Here is a 20,764-nt window from a genome sequence, read left to right as displayed (position 1 = left end):
CCAACCACCGGGTGATGTTCTGATCCATTTTTTCAGGGGCACTTCATGCAGACTAAAGTCGGCGCACCCAAGCCGAGGCTCAGCCTCAGCGATCCACGTGTGCGTGCGTGGTTATTTCAGATCATCACCGTCGCGTTGGTGGTCTTCATGGGCTGGTATCTGTTCAACAACACCCAGACCAACTTGCAACACCGGGGTATCACTTCGGGTTTTGGCTTTCTTGAACGCAGTGCCGGGTTTGGCATTGCGCAGCATTTGATTGATTACACCGAGTCGGACAGTTATGCCCGGGTGTTCGTGATCGGCCTGCTGAACACGCTGCTGGTGTCGGTAATAGGCGTGATCCTGGCGACCATTCTGGGGTTCATTATCGGTATTGCCCGGTTGTCGCCTAACTGGATGATCAACAAACTGGCAACGGTTTACGTTGAGGTATTCCGCAATATCCCGCCATTGCTGCAAATTCTGTTCTGGTACTTCGCGGTCTTCCTGACCATGCCGGGGCCACGTAACAGTCACAACTTTGCTGACACTTTCTATATGAGCAGCCGCGGCCTGAACATGCCGGCGGCCATTGGTACCGATGCGTTCTGGCCATTTGTGGTCAGCGTGTTGCTGGCGATTGTGGCAGTGGTGCTGATGGCGCGCTGGGCCAACAAGCGGTTTGAAGCGACCGGCGTGCCATTTCACAAGTTCTGGGCCGGGCTGGGCCTGATGCTGTTGATTCCGGGCTTGTGCATGTTGATCTTCGGCTCGCCGGTGCACTGGGAAATGCCGCAGCTCAAGGGCTTCAACTTTGTAGGCGGCTGGGTGCTGATACCGGAGTTGCTGGCGCTGACCATCGCATTGACCGTTTATACGGCGGCGTTCATTGCCGAAATCGTGCGCTCGGGCATCAAGTCGGTGAGTCATGGCCAGACCGAAGCCGCGCGCTCGCTGGGCCTGCGCCCCGGACCGACGCTGCGCAAGGTGATCATCCCGCAGGCGTTGCGGGTCATTATTCCGCCGCTGACCAGCCAATACCTCAACCTGGTGAAGAACTCGTCGCTGGCGGCGGGCATCGGTTACCCGGAAATGGTTTCACTGTTTGCCGGCACGGTACTGAACCAGACCGGGCAAGCGATTGAAGTCATTGCCATCACCATGAGCGTTTACCTGGCCATCAGCATCAGCATTTCGCTGCTGATGAATTGGTACAACACGCGCATTGCGCTGATCGAGCGATGAGGACGGGACTATGACGACTCATGTTTTCAAACCTGACATGCCGCCGCCGGGCAACCGCATCGGCATCGTCGCCTGGGCCCGGGCCAATCTGTTTTCCAGTTGGCTCAACACCCTGCTTACGCTGTTTGCCTTTTATCTGATCTGGTTGATCGTGCCACCGCTCTTGAGCTGGGCGATTTTTGACGCCAATTGGGTGGGCACTACCCGGGCCGACTGCACCAAGGACGGCGCCTGCTGGGTCTTCATTCAGCAGCGCTTCGGCCAGTTCATGTACGGCTATTACCCGCGTGACTTGCGCTGGCGGGTCGACCTGACGGTGTGGTTGGCCGTGATCGGCATCGCGCCGTTGTTTATCTCGCGCTTCAAACACAAGGCGATCTACGGCCTGGGCTTTTTGGTGGTGTACCCGGTGCTGGCTTACAGCCTGCTGCATGGCGGTTACTGGGGGCTGAGCAACGTGGCCACCAGCCAGTGGGGCGGCCTGATGCTGACCCTGGTGATTGCCACGGTCGGTATCGCGGGTGCTTTGCCGTTGGGGATTTTGCTGGCGTTGGGAAGACGCTCGGACATGCCGGCGATTCGCGTGGTGTGTGTGACGTTTATCGAGTTCTGGCGCGGCGTGCCGTTGATCACCGTGCTGTTCATGTCATCGGTGATGCTGCCGTTGTTTCTGCCTGAGGGCATGAACTTCGACAAATTGCTGCGGGCCCTGATTGGCGTGATCCTGTTCCAGTCGGCCTATGTCGCGGAAGTGGTACGCGGTGGTTTGCAGGCCATTCCCAAAGGTCAGTACGAAGCGGCCGCCGCGATGGGGCTGGGTTACTGGCGCAGCATGGGGCTGGTGATTCTGCCCCAGGCCTTGAAGCTGGTGATCCCCGGCATCGTCAACACCTTTATCGCCCTGTTCAAGGACACCAGCCTGGTGATCATCATCGGCCTGTTCGACCTGCTCAACAGCGTCAAGCAAGCTGCTGCCGACCCGACCTGGCTGGGTATGGCGACCGAAGGCTATGTGTTTGCGGCGTTGGTGTTCTGGATTTTCTGTTTTGGTATGTCCCGCTACTCCATGCATCTGGAGCGCAAGCTGGACACTGGCCACAAGCGTTAGGTAGGAGTGCGACATGAGTGAAGCAATCAAGAAACCTGCGAGCCCTGAAGGCATTATTCAAATGCAGGGCGTCAATAAATGGTACGGCCAGTTCCACGTGCTCAAGGACATCAACCTGAATGTGCAGCCGGGTGAGCGGATTGTATTGTGCGGACCATCCGGTTCGGGCAAGTCGACCACCATTCGCTGCCTTAACCGGCTCGAAGAGCACCAGCAAGGGCGCATCGTGGTCGATGGGGTCGAGCTGACCAACGACATCAAGCAGATTGAAACGGTGCGCCGTGAAGTCGGCATGGTGTTTCAGCACTTCAACTTGTTCCCGCACCTGACCATCCTGCAAAACTGCACGCTGGCGCCGATGTGGGTGCGCAAGATGCCCAAGCGTCAGGCCGAAGAAATCGCCATGCATTATCTGGAGCGGGTACGGATTCCGGAGCAGGCGCACAAGTTCCCGGGGCAGTTGTCGGGTGGGCAGCAGCAGCGCGTAGCGATTGCCAGGGCACTGTGCATGAAGCCAAAGATCATGCTGTTCGATGAGCCGACTTCAGCGCTTGACCCGGAGATGGTGAAGGAAGTGCTGGATACCATGATTGGCCTGGCCGACGACGGCATGACCATGCTCTGCGTAACCCACGAAATGGGTTTTGCCCGTACCGTGGCCAACAGGGTGATCTTTATGGACAAGGGTGAAATCGTCGAGCAGGCCGCCCCGAACGACTTTTTCGACAACCCGCAAAATGACCGGACCAAACTGTTCCTGAATCAAATTCTGCATTAACAGTACACATCCCTGTAGGAGCGAGCTTGCTCGCGAGCTCTTCTGTGCTTCGTAAACAGCGCGCTCCTACAGTTTTGTGGCGCTGGCCACTCCCGCCCCGCCAATACTTTGCCCACCTTTTAACCCGCGCTTGATTGCCCTTGCTCAGGGTGCTGACTACCATGTCGGCAAACTTATCAGAGGAATGTGCTGACTGGCCTGCTTCACGTCAGACACTTCCCGCTATCAAGTCATGGCGTTCTGCCGGACTTCTTGACTGCCCAAACCGGAGTTCCCATGCCGCGCAATGCCTCGCCATCGATAAACAGCACCGAACCGGTGCGTCATCTGGATGATCTGGAGGAGCTGCTGATCGATGCCGAAGCCGACGACGAGCAAGTGCAGCAAGCGCCTGTGGTGGTGCGTGCGTGGTTGTTGCTGTTGGGGCTGGTGCTGGTGGCGCTGAACCTGCGTCCGGCGTTGTCGAGCATGGCGCCATTGCTCTCTCAAGTGTCTGACAGCCTGGGGTTGTCTGCAGCCCAGGCGGGTTTGTTGACCACCTTGCCAGTGCTTTGCCTGGGCGTATTTGCGCCTTTGGCGCCGATCCTTGCCCGGCGTTTCGGTACGGAACGGGTAGTGCTGGGCATTCTTCTCACATTGGGTGGCGCAATTGCCCTGCGCAGTTGCCTGGGGGAAGTCGGGCTTTTTGCCGGGAGTATTCTGGCCGGAGCCAGTATTGGTGTAATCGGCGTGTTGTTGCCCGGCATCATCAAACGCGATTTTGCCGGGCATGCCGGTACGATGATGGGGGTCTACACCATGGCCTTATGCCTGGGGGCCGCACTGGCAGCGGGTGCGACCGTGCCGTTGAGCAATTATCTGAATGACAGTTGGGCGCTGGGGCTCGGGTTTTGGGCGTTACCTGCGCTGGTAGCGGCCATTTTCTGGCTGCCCCAAGCAGGCAAGCGACAGGGGGCGCACAAGGTGGCCTATCGGGTGAGTGGCCTGATGCGTGATCCTCTGGCCTGGCAAGTGACGCTGTATATGGGCTTGCAGTCCTCGCTGTCCTATATCGTTTTTGGCTGGCTGCCTTCGATTCTGATCGGTCGAGGCCTGACCCCGACTCAGGCCGGGCTGGTGATGTCGGGTTCAGTGATTGTGCAACTGATCACCGCACTGAGTGCCCCCTGGCTGTCGACACGCGGCAAAGACCAGCGGCTGGCAATCGTATTGATGATGAGCATGACTCTGGCCGGTCTGTTTGGCTGCCTGTATGCACCGCTGGATGGCTTGTGGGGCTGGGCGATTGTGCTGGGCCTGGGGCAGGGCGGGGCGTTTAGCCTGGCGCTGACCTTGATCGTGCTGCGCTCACGGGATGCCCATGTGGCGGCCAACCTGTCGGGCATGGCCCAGGGGATCGGCTACACGGTGGCGTCCATGGGGCCGCTGGCGGTGGGTGTGGTGCATGAAATGACCGGTGGCTGGAGCGCGGTGGGCTGGATTTTCGGCGTGATCGGCATCATTGCCATCGCTGCCGGGCTCGGCGCAGGGCGGTCCTTGTATGTGAATGCGCAGAGCGAAAAGATTTGAAGCCATAGTGTTTCGGCTCTGCGCAGATTATCTTTTGTAGAATCCTGCCCCCCGGACCCTGCCATGAGCCAAGACCATCAAGCGTTGATTACTCGCTTCTATCAAGCTTTCCAGCGGCTGGATGCTGAGGCAATGAGTGCCTGTTACACCGAGGATGTGTTGTTCAGCGACCCGGTGTTCGGTGAGTTGCGCGGTCGCCGTGCCAGCGACATGTGGCGCATGCTGACCTCGCGGGCCAAGGATTTCAGCCTGACCTTCGATCAGGTGCAAGCTGATGCCCAGCGTGGCAGTGCGCATTGGGTCGCCACTTATACGTTTATGCAGACCGGGTTCACCGTTATCAACGATATTCAGGCGCGCTTTGTGTTTCGCGACGGAAAAATCTGCGAGCACCATGATCAGTTCGATCTGTGGCGCTGGTCGCGTCAGGCACTGGGTACCAAGGGGTTGTTGCTGGGCTGGACGCCACTGGTGAAAAATGCCATTCGGGCCCAGGCGCGCAAGGGGCTCGAAGCCTTTGAGGCCAGTCGTTGAAGGTGAGTTCCAGACCCTGGTTTGTGTACCTGGTACGGGCCGCTAACGGTTCGCTGTATTGCGGGATCAGTGATGATCCGGTGCGGCGTTTTGCCAAGCATCAAAGTGGCAAAGGCGCACGTTTTTTCGCTTCCAGCCCGGCCGTTGCTCTGGTCTATACCGAATCCTGGCCCGATAAAGGCGAAGCGTTGCGCCAGGAACGACTGATCAAAAAGCTCAAGAAAAGTGCCAAGGAATGCCTGGTGCAAAGCCAGGCAGGTCAGTTTGATTAAGTGCGTTATGCTGCGGGCTCACTCTTTTGCGGCGGATATTTGAATGTCAGAGTTGATTCTTCATCACTACGCAGCTTCCCCTTTCGCACAAAAGGCACGCCTTCTACTGGGCTTCAAGGGGCTTGCGTGGCACTCGGTACACATCCCGCCCATGATGCCCAAGCCTGATCTGACAGCGCTGAGCGGTGGTTATCGCAAGACTCCGGTATTGCAGGCCGGAGCGGATATTTACTGCGACACCGCTTTGATTGCGCGCCGACTGGAGCAGGAGAAATCGGCACCAGCACTGTTTCCTCTGGGTCAGGAGCTGGTGGTCAGTGCCTTTGCCGCGTGGGCTGATTCGGTGGTGTTTCAGCATGCAGTAAGCCTAGTGTTCCAGCCAGAGTCTGCGGCGGTGAGGTTTGCCAAAATGCCGCCGGAAATGCTCAAGGCGTTCGTGGCCGATCGCGCTGGCCTGTTCAGCGGTGGCAGTGCCACCCGGATCCCCGCCGAGCAGGCTTTATTGCAATGGCCGGTGATCATGGCGCGGCTGGAGCAGCAGTTGCAGCATGAGCAGGGTGACTACCTGTTCGGTGAACCTTCAATTGCCGACTTTGCGATGGCGCACTCGCTGTGGTTCCTCAAGGCCACGCCTGTGACTGCACCTCTGGTTGATGCGTATCCGGCAGTTTGCGCCTGGTTGCAGCGCGTTCTGGACTTCGGACAGGGCACCCCGATTGAAATGACTGCCGAGCAGGCGTTGGCGGTTGCCAAAGGCGTCGAGCCGGTTGCCTTGCCTGAGTTCGATTCGGGGTTTGGCTTTAGCAAAGGCCAGCGCGTGACCGTTGCGGCAACGGACTATGGGGTTGATCCGGTAGAGGGCGAATTGGTCTACATCGGCGCAGAAGAGCTGGTAGTGCGTCGCGAGGATCCACGGGCCGGGGTGGTGCATGTGCATTTTCCGCGGATCGGGTTCCAGATTGAGGCGGTGGGTCAATAAGCACGGGCTGCTTGCATCGCCGGCAAGCCAGCTCCCACAAAAGCAGCTGTGGGAATCGGTTTGCCTGAATTGAATCGCCGGCAAGCCAGCTCCCACAAGAACGGTGGGAGTCTGTCTGCCGGCGATCAGATTCGGGGAAATTACGGTTTTGCTGACCCGCAGCGTTATTTCAGCGCAGCCATTATCGCATCGGGGTTGAAGTCCCTGAGCAATGTGCCGTTCACGTCCAGAATCGGAATTCCGCGTCCGCCCAAGGCTTCATAGGCCTGGCGGGCGGCGGCATCCTTGTCGATATCAAACTCTTGGAACGGGATGCCTTTCTGATCCAGAAAGCGCCGGGTGGCCTTGCAGTAGCCGCACCACTCGGTGGCATACAGCACCACCCGGGCACTGGCCCGGGTTTGCTCGGGCACCGCGGCCGAGGGGTGAAGCACTCGCTCGATCTTGCCCCAGTTCTGGAAGATGACCACCACCACCAGAACAAACAGGACTTTCTTCAAGATGCCATTGAGCATTACTTGTTGCGCTTGAGCTGGTCGAGCAACTGGGTAGGCAGGCCCTTGATCACCAGCGTGCCGGCTTCTTCGTCGAATTCGATCTTGGAGCCCAGCAGGTGCGCTTCAAAGCTGATGGACAGGCCCTCGGCGCGTCCGGTGAAGCGGCGGAACTGGTTCAGGGTGCGTTTATCTGCCGGGATTTCCGGGGACAGGCCGTAGTCCTTGTTGCGGATATGGTCGTAGAAGGCTTTCGGGCGCTCTTCGTCGATCAGTTCGGACAACTCGACAAGGCCCATCGGTTCACCGATCTTGGCCTGGCTGCTGGCGTAATCGACCAGGGTCTTGGTTTTTTCGCGGGCCGACTCTTCAGGCAGGTCTTCGCTTTCAACGAAGTCGCTGAACGCCTTGAGCAGGGTGCGGGTCTCGCCGGGGCCGTCGACCCCTTCCTGGCAACCGATAAAGTCGCGGAAGTATTCCGAGACTTTCTTGCCGTTCTTGCCCTTGATAAACGAAATGTACTGCTTGGACTGCTTGTTGTTCTGCCACTCGGAAATGTTGATCCGTGCGGCCAGGTGCAGTTGGCCCAGGTCCAGATGGCGCGAAGGCGTCACGTCCAGCTCCGCGTTCACTGCTACGCCGTCGCTGTGATGCAGCAGGGCGATGGCCAGATAGTCAGTCATGCCCTGCTGGTAATGGGCGAACAACACGTGACCGCCCACCGACAGGTTGGATTCTTCCATCAGCTTTTGCAGGTGCTCCACCGCCACGCGGCTGAAGGCGGTGAAGTCCGTACCACCGTCCAGGTATTCCTTGAGCCAGCCGCTGAACGGATGGGCCCCCGACTCGGCATGGAAAAAACCCCAGGCCTTGCCTTGCTTGGCGTTATAACTTTCGTTGAGGTCAGCGAGCATGTTCTCGATGGCTTGAGACTCGGCCAGTTCAGAGTCGCGGGCGTGGAGAACAGCGGGCGTACCGTCGGGTTTTTTTTCAATTAAATGGACGATGCAGTGACGGATCGGCATGGGCTTCTCGGCGAGTAATGAGAGGACAGGGTGCACACCCCGCAAAGGCGCCAAGTGTACCGCACCTGAGCGCAGGGTCGGGGTTTGGGGCGCTTGAGAGGGGGCTTGACGGTTTTTTTACGGTTTTAAGCCTATAAAGCTGACCAAATGGCTAGGTAGAGGCGGATATTTCGCTGTCTCTGTGCTAGTTTTGCCCGGTCTTGCGCTCGGAAACGGCGCAATGCATGCATTCAGCATATGTCAGGTCGAACCAAACCCCGTTTTAGCTATCTACATCCGCGATTCGTCGTGAAAGCTGGCGGGTGTGCCAGACCCTTGAGATCTGGCTCGATGGCTGACATTGCACTCTGCAAACCAAATGAATTTGATAGGGAAGGAACATCTCAATGGCTATTACTAAAGACCAACTGATCGCCGATATCGCTGAAGCTATCGACGCGCCAAAAACTACCGCGCGTAACGCTCTGGACCAACTGGCCCAGATCGTTGCTGATCAATTGGAAAATGGCGGCGAAATCACTCTGCCAGGTATTGGCAAACTGAAAGTGACCGAGCGTCCTGCCCGCACTGGCCGTAACCCTTCGACTGGCGCTGCCATCGAAATCGCAGCCAAAAAAGTTATCAAGCTCGTTGTGGCCAAAGGCCTGACTGACGCTGTTAACAAGTAAGACTGATTCAAAAAAGCCGCGCTTCGAATCACTTCGAAGCGCGGCTTTTTTATGGGTGCAAATCCTGAAAACACCGTCTTCCCTTGTAGGAGCGAGCTTGTCTCGCGATCTTTTGATTGTGTAAAAGATCGCGAGACAAGCTCGCTCCTACGGGGTTACAGGGTGCTTACTTCCAGTTCTTTTCGCGCCACATTTGCTGCTGATCCTTGTCATGGAATGTCCAGGCCACAAAGCGGCTTTGCTTGTTGCCCTGGGACATGTCGACGACCTGGCTTTCACGCGCTCCGGCTTTTTTCAGCGCGGTCTGGATTGCCGGCAGGTTGGACGCCTTGGACACCAGTACGCTAAACCACAGGATCTGGCGGCCCACCTGCACGCTTTCGCGGATCAGTTGGGTCACAAAGCGCTGCTCGCCGCCTTCACACCACAATTCGGCCGCCTGGCCACCAAAGTTCAGAACCGGCAGCTTGCGCTTGGGATCTGCCTTGCCCAGTGCGCGCCATTTACGCTCGCTGCCGCGTGTAGCCTCGTCCAGGGACGCGTGGAACGGCGGGTTGCACATGGTCAGGTCGAAACGCTCGGTGCTCTCCAGCAGGTCCAGCAGGATCTTCTGCGGGTTAGGCTGCAGGCGCAGGCTGATGGCTTTGTTAAGACCGTTGGACTGCACAATGGCCTTGGCCGCCTTGACTGCAGTCGGGTCGACTTCAGTGCCCAGGAACTGCCAGCGGTATTCGCTATGGCCGATCAGCGGGTAGACGCAGTTGGCGCCCATGCCGATGTCCAGCACGCGCACGTTCTGGCCGCGGGGGATTTCACCGTCGTTCATGCTGGCCAGCAGGTCGGCCAGGAAGTGCACGTAGTCGGCGCGCCCAGGAACTGGCGGGCACAGGTAGTCAGCCGGGATGTCCCAGTGAGCAATGCCATAAAACGCCTTGAGCAGGGCGCGGTTGAATACGCGTACGGCGGTCGGGTTGGCAAAGTCGATGCTCTCTTTGCCATACGGGTTGATGATCACGAATTCGGCCAGTTCAGGGCAGACCGAGATCAGCTGCGGGAAGTCGTAACGGCCCTGGTGACGGTTGCGCGGGTGCAGGCTGGGCTTGACGCGCGGCTCGACCGGTTTGGCCTCTGCAGCGGACTTGGGCTTGTGGCGTGTGGCTTTGGAGGTACGTGGGGTCGTCATGTTCAATTCATTCCACAAAAGCAATCGCGGGCAAGGCCTCAAACCCTGCTGTTCACTTAAGGTCGGCGCGACCTGAAGGGTCGGCTTTCGCTTAAGTGAACAGCAGGCCAGTAGGCCTTGCCCGCGATCAGGTGCGCAGCGTTATTACAGGCTGGAAATCCGCGCGTGCTGTTCTGCCAGTTTGCTCAAAGCCTGTTCGGCTTCGGCCAACTTGGCACGTTCTTTCTCGATGACTTCGGCCGGAGCCTTGTCAACGAATGCGGCGTTCGACAACTTGCCGCCAACGCGGGCAACTTCGCCGTGCAAGCGCTGGATTTCCTTGTCCAGGCGCGCCAACTCTGCATCTTTGTCGATCAGGCCGGCCATTGGCACCAGCACTTCCATCTCGCCAACCAGAGCGGTAGCGGACAGCGGTGCTTCGGCGCCGTCTTGCAGCACGGTGATGGATTCGAGTTTAGCCAGCTTTTTGAGCAGGGCATCGTTCTCGGTCAAACGGCGCTGATCTTCGCTGCTGACGTTTTTCAGGTACAGCTGCAAAGGCTTGCCAGGACCGATGTTCATCTCGCCACGGATGTTGCGCGTGCCGAGCATCAGGCCCTTGAGCCATTCGATATCATCTTCGGCAGCCTGGTCGATGCGCGCTTCGTTCGCCACCGGCCACGGTTGCAGCATGATGGTCTTGCCTTCGACACCGGCCAGCGGCGCGATGCGCTGCCAGATTTCTTCGGTGATGAACGGCATGAACGGGTGCGCCAGACGCAAGGCCACTTCCAGTACCCGTACCAGGGTGCGACGCGTGCCGCGCTGGCGTTCAACCGGGGCGTTTTCGTCCCACAGCACAGGCTTGGACAGTTCCAGGTACCAGTCGCAATACTGGTTCCAGATGAACTCGTACAACGCTTGAGCGGCGAGGTCGAAGCGGAACTGGTCGAGATGACGGGTCACTTCGGCTTCGGTGCGCTGCAGCTGCGAGATGATCCAGCGGTCAGCCAGTGACAGTTCGTAGGCTTCGCCGTTCTGGCCGCAGTCTTCGCCTTTGTCCAGCACGTAGCGTGCGGCGTTCCAGATCTTGTTGCAGAAGTTGCGATAGCCTTCAACGCGGCCCATGTCGAACTTGATGTCGCGACCGGTGGAAGCCAGCGAGCAGAAGGTGAAACGCAGGGCGTCGGTGCCGTAGCTGGCGATGCCGTCTGCGAATTCGTCACGGGTCTGCTTTTCGATCTTCTTCAGCAGTTTTGGCTGCATCAGGCCGGTGGTGCGTTTGGCTACCAGGTCTTCGAGCTCGATGCCGTCGATGATGTCCAGCGGGTCCAGGACGTTACCCTTGGACTTGGACATCTTCTGGCCCTGACCGTCGCGTACCAGGCCGTGTACATACACGGTCTTGAACGGAACTTGCGGGGTGCCGTCTTCATTTTTCACCAGGTGCATGGTGAGCATGATCATCCGGGCAACCCAGAAGAAAATGATGTCGAAGCCGGTAACCAGCACGTCGGTTGAGTGGAAGGTTTTCAGCGCATCGGTTTTTTCCGGCCAGCCCAGGGTGGAGAACGTCCACAGACCCGAACTGAACCAGGTGTCGAGCACGTCGTTGTCCTGTTGCAGCGCAACATCCGGCCCCAGGTTGTTCTTGGCGCGGACTTCGGCTTCGTCGCGGCCTACATAGACCTTGCCCGACTCGTCGTACCAGGCCGGAATCCGGTGGCCCCACCACAGCTGACGGCTGATGCACCAGTCCTGGATGTCACGCATCCACGAGAAGTACATGTTTTCGTACTGCTTGGGCACGAACGCGATACGGCCATCTTCAACGGCGGCAATGGCAGGTTCTGCCAATGGCTTGGTCGATACGTACCACTGATCGGTCAGCCACGGCTCGATGATGGTGCCCGAGCGGTCGCCCTTCGGTACTTTCAGCGCGTGATCGTCGACGCTGACCAGCAGGCCCGCAGCTTCGAAGTCGGCGACGATTTGCTTGCGCGCCTCGAAGCGGTCCAGGCCGGCGTACTTGGCCGGCAGGGTGCCGTCGATGGTTTCGTTCAGCGTGCCGTCGAGGTTGAACACCTGGGCGGCAGGCAGTACGGCTGCGTTTTTGTCGAAAATGTTCAGCAACGGCAGGTTGTGACGCTTGCCCACTTCGTAGTCGTTGAAGTCGTGGGCCGGCGTGATTTTCACGCAGCCGGTACCGAATTCAGGATCGCAGTAGTCGTCAGCGATGATCGGGATGCGCCGGCCAACCAGTGGCAGCTCGACGAACTTTCCGATCAGGGCCTTGTAGCGTTCGTCTTCCGGGTTTACCGCGACGGCAGCATCGCCGAGCATGGTTTCCGGACGGGTGGTCGCAACTACCAGGTAGTCCAGGCCTTCAGCGGTTTTGGCGCCGTCAGCCAGCGGGTAGCGCAGGTTCCACAAGAAACCTTTCTCGTCGTGGTTTTCCACTTCAAGGTCGGAAATAGCGGTGTGCAGCTTGGTGTCCCAGTTGACCAGGCGCTTGCCGCGATAGATCAGGCCGTCTTCGTGCAGGCGCACAAAGGCTTCCTTCACGGCTTCGGACAGGCCGTCGTCCATGGTGAAGCGCTCGCGGCTCCAGTCTACGGACGAGCCAAGGCGACGGATCTGACGGCTGATGTTGCCGCCGGACTGATCTTTCCATTCCCAGATCTTGTCCAGGAACTTCTCGCGGCCCAGGTCGTGGCGGTTCAGACCTTGTGCCTCGATCTGACGCTCAACCAGCATCTGGGTAGCGATACCCGCGTGGTCGGTGCCCGGCTGCCACAGGGTGTTGCGACCCTGCATGCGGCGGAAACGGATCAGGGCGTCCATGATCGCGTTGTTAAAACCGTGGCCCATATGCAAGCTGCCGGTGACGTTCGGCGGCGGAATCATGATGGTGTACGGGTCGCCCGCGCCTTGCGGGGCGAAATAATTCTGTTCTTCCCAGGTTTTGTACCAGGAAGTTTCAATGGCGTGCGGCTGGTAGGTCTTATCCATGCGCGGCGGGACCCTATTGGCATTAATTCAGGAAAGCCGGCAAGTATAGCGGGGCGGGAGGCAGAGGGCGAGTTGTGGGTTGCATGGGGAGGGAAGTCTGTAGGAGCGAGCTTGCCTCGCGATTTTTTAAACAATCAAAAGATCGCGAGGCAAGCTCGCTCCTACGGGGTTTGCGTCTGCATCAATTCTGATGCTGGGCGAGCAAGCGCTCCATATGTGCATCGAGGCGGCGTTTGATTTCGGTTTCGATGTGCGGGGCGAAGTCGTTGATCACATCTTGCATGATCGCTTGCGCCGCGGTGCGCAGCTCTTTGTCCAGATGAACCAGCAAGGCGTCCGGGGCTTTTTCGGCCTTGGGCGCCGGGGCTATGCCGGCCAGCGGTATCTGGGCCGATTCGGGCTCCTCGCTGATGACTTCAGAAAGCAACGGGATCTGAGAAACCTGCGCACCTTCGCCGCCCACCATCTCGGTCAGCAGGGGCGGCTGCAGGTTTTCATCCCCCAGTAACTGGCGAATGGATTCAAGATCATCGAGCAGGTGTGCAGCTTTTTGCGGCGAATTGGAGGTGTCCATCGTGTGCTCAGAGTCGTTGTAGCTTGTGGTCTTGCAGAGGATAGCCCTGTTCGCGGTAGAAGCGGAAACTCTCCCGTGCGGCCAGTCGGACGGCGGGGTCTTCGACCACTACTTCGGCCACGCGGGCGAAGCGTTTGAAGAATTCGGGGACTTTAAGGTCCAGGTTGATCAGTAAATCCTGATGGCTGGCAGGTGCCTCGGTCAGGCCCATCACTATCACGCCATCGGGTTGGTCTTCAGTGTTGCTGTGGGGGACGAAGCTTTCGCCCTTGAAACGCCACAGGCGCTCATCCAGATCCTGACGTTGGGCTGCATCGCTGCAGTGCAGGTACACCCGGTGACCCAGGCGCCAGGCTTTGTCAGTGAGTTTGCAGGCAAAGTCCAGGCGTGCCGCCGGGTCGGCGCTGGGAAGGATGTAAAAATCGACTTTGGTTAATTCTTGGGTCATTGCAATTCCTGAATCGAGGCCGTGCCGCCTGTTAATAGACGGCACGGCCTGCGATTGTCAGCTTCAAGCGTTGGCGCGATCCAGCAGGTACTGAGTCAGCAGGGGCACAGGGCGGCCACTGGCGCCCTTGTCCTTGCCGCCGCTGACCCATGCGGTGCCGGCGATGTCCAGGTGAGCCCAGTTGAAGGCTTTGGCAAAGCGCGACAGGAAGCAGCCGGCAGTGATGGCGCCGGCTTTAGGGCCGCCGATGTTGGCCATGTCGGCAAACGGGCTGTCCAGTTGTTCCTGGTACTCGTCGAACAACGGCAGTTGCCAGGCGCGGTCGTCGGCTTGTTTGCCGGCTTCCAGCAGTTGGCCGATCAGTTCGTCGTTGTTGCCCATCAGGCCCGAGGTGTGAGCACCCAGTGCAACCATGCAGGCGCCGGTCAGGGTGGCGATGTCGATCACGGCCTGGGGCTTGAAGCGTTCGGCGTAGGTCAGGGCATCGCACAGCACCAGACGGCCTTCGGCGTCGGTATTGAGGATTTCCACGGTTTGCCCGCTCATGGTGGTCACGATGTCGCCCGGACGCGCAGCGCCGCCGCTTGGCATGTTTTCAGCGCAGGCCAGAATGCACACCAGGTTGATCGGCAGCTTGAGTTCGAGAACGGCACGCAGGGTGCCGAACACGCTGGCAGCGCCGCCCATGTCGTACTTCATTTCATCCATGCCGGCGCCTGGCTTGAGGCTGATGCCGCCGGTGTCGAAGGTGATGCCCTTGCCGACCAGGACAAATGGCTTCTCGGATTTCTTGCCGCCCGAGTAGTTCATCACGATCAGGCGTGGCGGCTGGTCGCTGCCCTGGCCGACGGCGTAGAACGCGCCCATGCCCAGGTCCTTGATCTTCTTCTCGTCAAGAATTTCGACCTTCAGGCCTTTGTATTCCTTGCCCAGTTCCTTGGCCTGTTCAGCGAGGAAGACCGGGTGGCAGATGTTGGGCGGCAGATTGCCCAGGTCGCGGGTGAACGCCATGCCGCTGGCAATTGCCTGGGCGTGGGTGATGGCGCGCTGAACTTCAGCCTGTGCGGCCTTGATGGTCAGCAGGGTGATTTTTTTCAGGGCGCGGGGTTCTGCTTTCTGGCTTTTGAAGCGGTCGAAGCTGTATTCGCCGTCGATCAGGGTTTCTGCCAGCAGGCGGGTTTTGCCGTAGCTGTCGCGACCCTTGACCACCAGTTCGTCGAGCGCGAGTACGGCATCACTGCCGCCCAGGCCTTTGAGGACGTTAAGCGCGGTGCTGATGATTTTACGGAATGGACGGTCGCCCATCTCCTCATCCTTGCCGGTGCCCAGCAACAGAACACGCTCGGCTTTAAGGTTTGGCAGGCTGTGCAGCAACAGGCTCTGGCCGGTTTTGCCGGCGATGTCGCCACGCTTGAGTACCGCGCTGATGGCGCCGTCAGTGAGTTCGTCAATGGCTTTGGCGGTATGGCCGAGCTTGCGGCCTTCACCGATGGCGACCACGAGAGTGGCCGTTTTCAACGTTTCTGGGCTGACGCTTTTTACAACCAGTTCCATGTCCGGGTCCCTGAATCAAATGGTCAACGTGCGCACAAACGGCAGTGTTTGCTTGCCTGATAAATGAGGCGCTTCACCTGTGATCCAGGCGGGCGTCAAGGCGGGCAGTTTGAACCCCGTCAGTCGGGCCTGACAACCCTCGCTTGCGCGCATATTGCAGCTTTGAATACTTGGGTGAGCATGCGCAGTGACAGGCGAGGCCATTCACAGGATAATGCGCCATCTTTTTAAATGGCCCGGCTCATCTATTTGAGCCTGTGTCGACTCGTTATGCTGCTTGTTTGGCCGCCTTAGCCTGACGACCCTGGAGTGTCTGGTTTGATCGTCTTCCGTTATCTGTCCCGCGAAGTCCTGCTTACATTGAGCGCTGTCAGCGCTGTGCTGCTGGTCATCATCATGAGCGGTCGTTTCATCAAATACCTGGCCCAGGCTGCATCCGGGGCTATGGATCCGAGCTCGTTGTTCTTGATCATGGGCTTTCGTCTTCCGGGCTTTATGCAACTGATTCTGCCCTTGGGGCTGTTTCTGGGCATTTTGCTGGCATACGGGCGCATGTATCTCGAAAGCGAGATGACCGTACTGTCGGCTACCGGTATGAGTCAGCAGCGCTTGCTGGGTATTACCATGGTGCCGGCCGTCATCGTCGCCCTGATTGTGGCCTGGTTGAGTCTGAGCCTGGCCCCGCAAGGCGCCAATCAGTTTCAGCTGCTGCTGAACAAGCAAGATGCCCTGACCGAATTCGACACGTTGGAACCAGGCCGCTTTCAGGCATTGAATGACGGTTCGCGGGTCACTTATACCGAACAGTTGACCAACGACCGGACCCACCTGAACGGGGTGTTCATAACGCAGAAGACTGCGGGTCAGGAGGCCAAGGATCGTGGCATTACTGTATTGGTTGCAGAAAAGGGGCGCCAGGAAGTGCGTGCCGACGGCAGTCGCTGGCTGATTCTGGATAACGGCTACCGTTATGACGGTAACCCGGGCCTGGCCGACTACCGCGCCATCAAGTACGACACCTACGGTGTGTTACTGCCCAAGCCTGATGTCAGCGATGAAGTGACCGACCGCGATGCGATGCCGACCATGGATCTTGTCGGCAACCCGGATGTTCGTGCACAAGCAGAGCTGCAATGGCGTTTCTCCATGCCGCTGCTGGTCTTTATCGTGACGCTGATCGCGGTTCCGCTGTCTCGCGTCAACCCGCGTCAGGGGCGCTTCCTCAAGTTGTTGCCGGCCATCCTTCTTTATATGGCGTATGTGACTGCTTTGATTCTGGTCCGCGGAGCCCTGGAAAAAGGCAAGATTTCACCGGTGCTCGGTTTGTGGTGGGTGCATGGCCTGTTCCTGATCATTGGCCTGTTGTTGTTTTACTGGGAGCCGTTGCGCTTGAAGCTGGCGAATCGCCGTAGCGTGAAGGAGATGGCTCGTGGTTAAGCTCGATCGCTATATTGGTAAAAGCGTGTTTCTGGCGATCCTGGCGGTAACGGGGATCATTCTGGGGCTGGCGTCGCTGTTCGCGTTCATCGATGAGGTGAAGAGCGTCTCCGATACCTACACGATCATGGACGTTTTCAGTTTTGTGATGCTGACAGCGCCGCGCCGCATGTATGAAATGTTGCCGGTAGCGGCGCTGATCGGTTGCCTGATCGGCCTCGGCAGCCTGGCGAGCAACAGCGAACTGACGATCATGCGTGCGGCCGGCGTGTCCACCGGTCGTATCGTCTGGGCGGTCATGAAGCCAATGCTGGTCTTGATGCTGGCCGGTATCCTGATTGGCGAGTATGTCGCCCCGGCAACTGAAACCATTGCCCAGGCCAACCGTGCTCTGGCGCAAGGTGGCGGTGACGCACAAAGTTCCAAGCATGGTCTGTGGCACCGTCAGGGTGAAGAGTTCATCCATATCAACGCTGTTCAACCAAACGGCATGCTGCTGGGCGTAACCCGCTACCGGTTTGATAAAGAGCGCCATCTGTTGTCGGCGAGTTTCGCCAAGAAGGCCCAGTTCGACCAGGACCAGTGGCTGTTGAGCGACGTTGCAACGACGGTTTTCCATGACCGCAGCACTGAAGTCATCAAGTTGCCTGAAGAGCGTTGGGATGTTTCGTTGAGTCCGCAGTTGCTCAATACCGTGGTCATGGCGCCGGATGCGCTCTCCATCACCGGCCTGTGGAGTTACATCCACTACCTGAAAGATCAAGGGCTGAACAACGGCCGTTACTGGCTGGCATTTTGGGTAAAGGTGTTGCAGCCATTGGTTACGGCGGCGCTGGTATTAATGGCCATCTCCTTTATTTTCGGGCCGTTGCGTTCCGTTACCCTGGGGCAGCGAGTGTTTACCGGCGTGTTGGTGGGCTTTGCGTTCAAAATTGCGCAAGACCTGCTGGGGCCAGCCAGTCTGGTGTTTGGCTTCTCACCGCTGTTTGCGGTGCTGCTGCCCGCCGGTATTTGTGCGCTGGCCGGTATCTGGCTGTTGCGCAGGGCACGCTAATTAACCGCTCTTGATGCAATCAAAAGCCTCTATCTCGCGATAGGGGCTTTTTTGTGTGGGGCCATTGGCCTGTGAACGTGACGCTTGGCGCGAGGATCAGGTACAATTCCCGGCTATTTTTCGGCGGGCAGTCTGCCTGCGACTTTTTTTGAGTGTTGACCCGTGAGTGATTTGAGTCATATCCGCAATTTCTCCATCATCGCCCACATTGACCATGGCAAGTCGACGCTGGCCGATCGTTTTATTCAGATGTGCGGCGGCCTCGCCGAGCGCGAAATGGAAGCCCAGGTTCTGGACTCCATGGACCTCGAGCGCGAGCGCGGGATCACCATCAAAGCCCACAGCGTTACCCTGTATTACACGGCCAAAGACGGCAAAACCTATCAGCTGAACTTCATTGATACCCCGGGCCACGTTGACTTCACCTACGAAGTCAGCCGGTCTCTGGCGGCCTGTGAAGGTGCGTTGCTGGTGGTCGATGCGGGGCAGGGCGTAGAAGCCCAGTCCGTAGCCAACTGCTACACCGCTATCGAGCAGGGGCTTGAGGTCATGCCGGTCTTGAACAAGATCGACCTGCCGCAGGCCGATCCTGATCGCGTCCGCGACGAAATCGAAAAAATCATCGGCATCGATGCTACGGACGCAGTGACTTGCAGCGCCAAGACCGGCCTGGGCGTCGACGAAGTGCTTGAGCGCCTGGTGCAGACCATTCCTGCGCCGACCGGCAACTACGAAGATCCGCTGCAAGCCTTGATCATCGACTCCTGGTTCGACAACTACCTGGGCGTTGTGTCCCTGGTTCGCGTGCGCCACGGCCGCGTGAAAAAGGGCGACAAGATCCTGGTCAAGTCCACCGGCAAGGTGCACCTGGTCGACAGCGTGGGCGTGTTCAATCCCAAGCACACGGCGACCACTGATCTGAAAGCCGGTGAAGTAGGCTTCATCATCGCCGGCATCAAGGACATTCACGGTGCGCCAGTGGGCGATACCCTGACCTTGAGCTCCACGCCCGATGTTGACGTACTGCCTGGTTTCAAACGCATTCAGCCGCAGGTCTACGCCGGTTTGTTCCCGGTCAGCTCTGACGATTTCGAAGACTTCCGTGAAGCACTGCAAAAGCTCACGCTGAACGACTCGTCGCTGCAGTACACCCCGGAAAGCTCCGACGCACTGGGCTTCGGCTTCCGTTGCGGGTTCCTCGGCATGCTGCACATGGAGATCATCCAGGAGCGCCTTGAGCGCGAGTACGATCTGGACCTGATCACCACGGCCCCTACCGTAATTTTCGAGCTGCTGCTCAAAACGGGTGAAACCATTTACGTGGACAACCCGTCCAAGCTGCCGGACGTGTCTTCCATTGAAGATATTCGCGAACCTATCGTTCGTGCCAATATCCTTGTGCCTCAAGAGCACCTGGGCAACGTCATTACCCTGTGCATTGAGAAGCGCGGCGTTCAGCACGACATGCTGTTCCTCGGCTCCCAGGTACAAGTGACTTACGATTTGCCGATGAACGAAGTGGTTCTGGACTTCTTTGACCGTCTCAAATCCACCAGTCGCGGCTATGCTTCGCTCGACTACCATTTTGACCGTTATCAATCGGCCAACCTGGTCAAGCTTGATGTCTTGATCAACGGCGAGAAGGTTGACGCACTGGCTCTGATCGTTCACCGCGACAACGCTCACTACAAAGGGCGTGCGCTGACCGAGAAGATGAAAGAGCTGATTCCGCGTCAGATGTTCGATGTGGCAATTCAGGCTGCCATTGGTGGCCAAATCATTGCGCGCTCGTCTGTTAAAGCGCTCAGAAAAAACGTACTGGCCAAATGCTACGGTGGTGACGTTAGCCGTAAGCGCAAGCTGTTGGAAAAGCAGAAAGCCGGTAAAAAACGCATGAAGCAAGTAGGTAACGTGGAAATTCCACAAGAAGCCTTCCTTGCAGTGCTCAGGTTGGATAGCTAGGTCCTATGTCACTAAATTTCCCGCTGTTGCTGGTCATTGCTGTTGCCGTGTGCGGTTTGCTGGCGCTGCTCGATTTGGTCTTCCTGGCACCGCGCCGGCGCAAGGCCATTGCCAACTATCAAGCCAGTGTTACGCCGGTTGATACGCAGGTAATCGAAAAGCTCAACAAGGAACCGATGCTGGTTGAATACGGCAAATCGTTCTTCCCTGTGTTGTTCATCGTGCTGGTGTTGCGTTCGTTTCTGGTTGAGCCGTTCCAGATTCCGTCCGGCTCAATGAAGCCGACCCTGGATGTGGGCGATTTCATTTTGGTGAACAAGTTTTCCTACGGGATCCGCTTGCCGGTTCTTGATACGAAAATCATCGAGGTGGGTGATCCGAAGCGGGGCGATGTGATGGTGTTTCGCTACCCGAGCGACCCTACGGTCAACTACATCAAGCGTGTAGTCGGCCTGCCGGGCGACAAGATTCGCTACACCAGCGACAAGCATTTGTACGTCAATGATCAACTGGTTGCCGAGCAGATGGTGGGCACGGAGCCGGGCACCCTGGGCAGCGCGGAACTCTACAAAGAGAAGCTGGGCGAAGTCGAGCACATGATCCGCAAGGAAATGAGCCGTTATCGCGCGCCGCCTGACAAGGAGTGGACGGTTCCGGCCGGGCACTACTTCATGATGGGCGACAACCGTGACAACTCGAACGACAGCCGTTATTGGGATGATCCGAACATTCCCAAAGACGAACTGGGCATGGTTCCCGACAAGAACATCGTCGGCAAGGCCTTCGCTGTGTGGATGAGCTGGCCGGAACCCAAGACGAACAACCTGCCTAATTTCTCGCGGGTTGGATTGATCAAGTAGCCAAGACGGCGCTGTTAATAACAGCGCCGAATGCTTTTCAGGCCTGC

Annotated in this window: 19 protein-coding genes; 12 read left to right on the top strand and 7 right to left on the bottom strand. The window is 58.2% G+C overall.

Annotation, left to right across the window (positions count from 1 at the left end):
- The first annotated feature begins 45 nt into the window (after nt 1-45).
- The 7 genes from ACP7BO_RS07400 (at nt 46) to ACP7BO_RS07370 (ending at nt 6,467) form a co-directional block, all read left to right on the top strand.
- Complete coding sequence (locus ACP7BO_RS07400) at nt 46-1,227, top strand: amino acid ABC transporter permease (protein WP_397454686.1); 1,182 nt, start codon at nt 46-48, stop codon at nt 1,225-1,227.
- A 10-nt stretch (nt 1,228-1,237) separates the two neighbouring features.
- Nucleotides 1,238-2,335: an amino acid ABC transporter permease gene (locus tag ACP7BO_RS07395; protein ID WP_060694923.1), complete on the top strand. Its 1,098-nt coding sequence runs from the start codon at nt 1,238-1,240 to the stop codon at nt 2,333-2,335.
- Nucleotides 2,336-2,348: 13 nt separating this feature from the next.
- Entirely contained in the window at nt 2,349-3,113 is a 765-nt protein-coding gene (locus ACP7BO_RS07390) for an amino acid ABC transporter ATP-binding protein (RefSeq protein ID WP_073515014.1), read from the top strand.
- Nucleotides 3,114-3,389: 276 nt separating this feature from the next.
- Nucleotides 3,390-4,682 carry a CynX/NimT family MFS transporter gene (locus tag ACP7BO_RS07385; RefSeq protein ID WP_426209348.1) on the top strand — a complete coding sequence of 431 codons (1,293 nt, stop codon included), beginning with the start codon at nt 3,390-3,392 and terminating at the stop codon, nt 4,680-4,682.
- Nucleotides 4,683-4,745: 63 nt separating this feature from the next.
- A complete protein-coding gene (locus ACP7BO_RS07380; RefSeq protein WP_426209346.1) occupies nt 4,746-5,216 on the top strand; it encodes a nuclear transport factor 2 family protein in 471 nt (156 codons plus the stop codon).
- Nucleotides 5,213-5,488 carry a GIY-YIG nuclease family protein gene (locus ACP7BO_RS07375; protein WP_029612406.1) on the top strand — a complete coding sequence of 92 codons (276 nt, stop codon included), beginning with the start codon at nt 5,213-5,215 and terminating at the stop codon, nt 5,486-5,488. Before ACP7BO_RS07380 ends, ACP7BO_RS07375 begins: the two co-directional genes overlap by 4 nt.
- Nucleotides 5,489-5,531: 43 nt before the next feature.
- Complete coding sequence (locus ACP7BO_RS07370) at nt 5,532-6,467, top strand: glutathione S-transferase family protein (protein WP_426209344.1); 936 nt, start codon at nt 5,532-5,534, stop codon at nt 6,465-6,467.
- 164 nt (nt 6,468-6,631) lie between these two features.
- Here ACP7BO_RS07370 and ACP7BO_RS07365 read toward each other — a convergent pair whose 3' ends face one another.
- A complete protein-coding gene (locus ACP7BO_RS07365; protein ID WP_060694915.1) occupies nt 6,632-6,982 on the bottom strand; it encodes a glutaredoxin family protein in 351 nt (116 codons plus the stop codon).
- Complete coding sequence (yejK, locus tag ACP7BO_RS07360) at nt 6,982-7,986, bottom strand: nucleoid-associated protein YejK (protein ID WP_060694913.1); 1,005 nt, start codon at nt 7,984-7,986, stop codon at nt 6,982-6,984. Before yejK ends, ACP7BO_RS07365 begins: the two co-directional genes overlap by 1 nt.
- Before the next feature lie 386 nt (nt 7,987-8,372).
- Here yejK and ACP7BO_RS07355 point away from each other — a divergent pair, with 386 nt between their 5' ends.
- Nucleotides 8,373-8,654, top strand: coding sequence for an HU family DNA-binding protein (locus ACP7BO_RS07355; protein ID WP_003440137.1), 282 nt, complete (start codon nt 8,373-8,375; stop codon nt 8,652-8,654).
- Between the two features lie 166 nt (nt 8,655-8,820).
- Here ACP7BO_RS07355 and rlmF read toward each other — a convergent pair whose 3' ends face one another.
- The 5 genes from rlmF to ACP7BO_RS07330 form a co-directional block, all read right to left on the bottom strand.
- A complete protein-coding gene (gene rlmF / locus ACP7BO_RS07350) occupies nt 8,821-9,837 on the bottom strand; it encodes a 23S rRNA (adenine(1618)-N(6))-methyltransferase RlmF (RefSeq protein WP_060694912.1) in 1,017 nt (338 codons plus the stop codon).
- Nucleotides 9,838-9,981: 144 nt separating this feature from the next.
- Nucleotides 9,982-12,828: a valine--tRNA ligase gene (locus ACP7BO_RS07345; RefSeq protein WP_397454675.1), complete on the bottom strand. Its 2,847-nt coding sequence runs from the start codon at nt 12,826-12,828 to the stop codon at nt 9,982-9,984.
- 181 nt (nt 12,829-13,009) lie between these two features.
- On the bottom strand, nt 13,010-13,402 hold the full coding sequence (locus ACP7BO_RS07340; RefSeq protein ID WP_060694908.1) for a DNA polymerase III subunit chi: 393 nt from the start codon (nt 13,400-13,402) through the stop codon (nt 13,010-13,012).
- Between the two features lie 7 nt (nt 13,403-13,409).
- Nucleotides 13,410-13,850 (bottom strand): DNA polymerase III subunit chi, encoded by a 441-nt coding sequence (locus tag ACP7BO_RS07335; protein ID WP_397454673.1) that lies wholly within the window; start codon nt 13,848-13,850, stop codon nt 13,410-13,412.
- 63 nt (nt 13,851-13,913) lie between these two features.
- Nucleotides 13,914-15,404, bottom strand: a complete 1,491-nt coding sequence (locus tag ACP7BO_RS07330) for a leucyl aminopeptidase (RefSeq protein WP_397454671.1) — start codon at nt 15,402-15,404, stop codon at nt 13,914-13,916.
- 318 nt (nt 15,405-15,722) lie between these two features.
- Here ACP7BO_RS07330 and lptF point away from each other — a divergent pair, with 318 nt between their 5' ends.
- The 4 genes from lptF to lepB all read left to right on the top strand — a co-directional run bounded on the left by lptF (nt 15,723) and on the right by lepB (nt 20,717).
- A complete protein-coding gene (lptF, locus tag ACP7BO_RS07325) occupies nt 15,723-16,841 on the top strand; it encodes an LPS export ABC transporter permease LptF (protein ID WP_060694901.1) in 1,119 nt (372 codons plus the stop codon).
- A complete protein-coding gene (lptG, locus tag ACP7BO_RS07320; protein WP_060694899.1) occupies nt 16,834-17,895 on the top strand; it encodes an LPS export ABC transporter permease LptG in 1,062 nt (353 codons plus the stop codon). Before lptF ends, lptG begins: the two co-directional genes overlap by 8 nt.
- A 162-nt stretch (nt 17,896-18,057) precedes the next feature.
- Entirely contained in the window at nt 18,058-19,857 is a 1,800-nt protein-coding gene (gene lepA, locus ACP7BO_RS07315) for a translation elongation factor 4 (protein ID WP_029612404.1), read from the top strand.
- Nucleotides 19,858-19,862: 5 nt separating this feature from the next.
- Complete coding sequence (gene lepB / locus ACP7BO_RS07310; protein WP_397454669.1) at nt 19,863-20,717, top strand: signal peptidase I; 855 nt, start codon at nt 19,863-19,865, stop codon at nt 20,715-20,717.
- Nucleotides 20,718-20,764 lie beyond the last annotated feature (47 nt).

The organism is Pseudomonas sp. TWR2-1-1, from assembly GCF_049897045.1.
GTDB classification, from domain to species: Bacteria; Pseudomonadota; Gammaproteobacteria; order Pseudomonadales; family Pseudomonadaceae; genus Aquipseudomonas; species Aquipseudomonas versuta.
The sequence above is the reverse complement of the archived record's forward strand: the minus strand, read 5'-3'. Positions and strand labels throughout refer to the sequence as shown.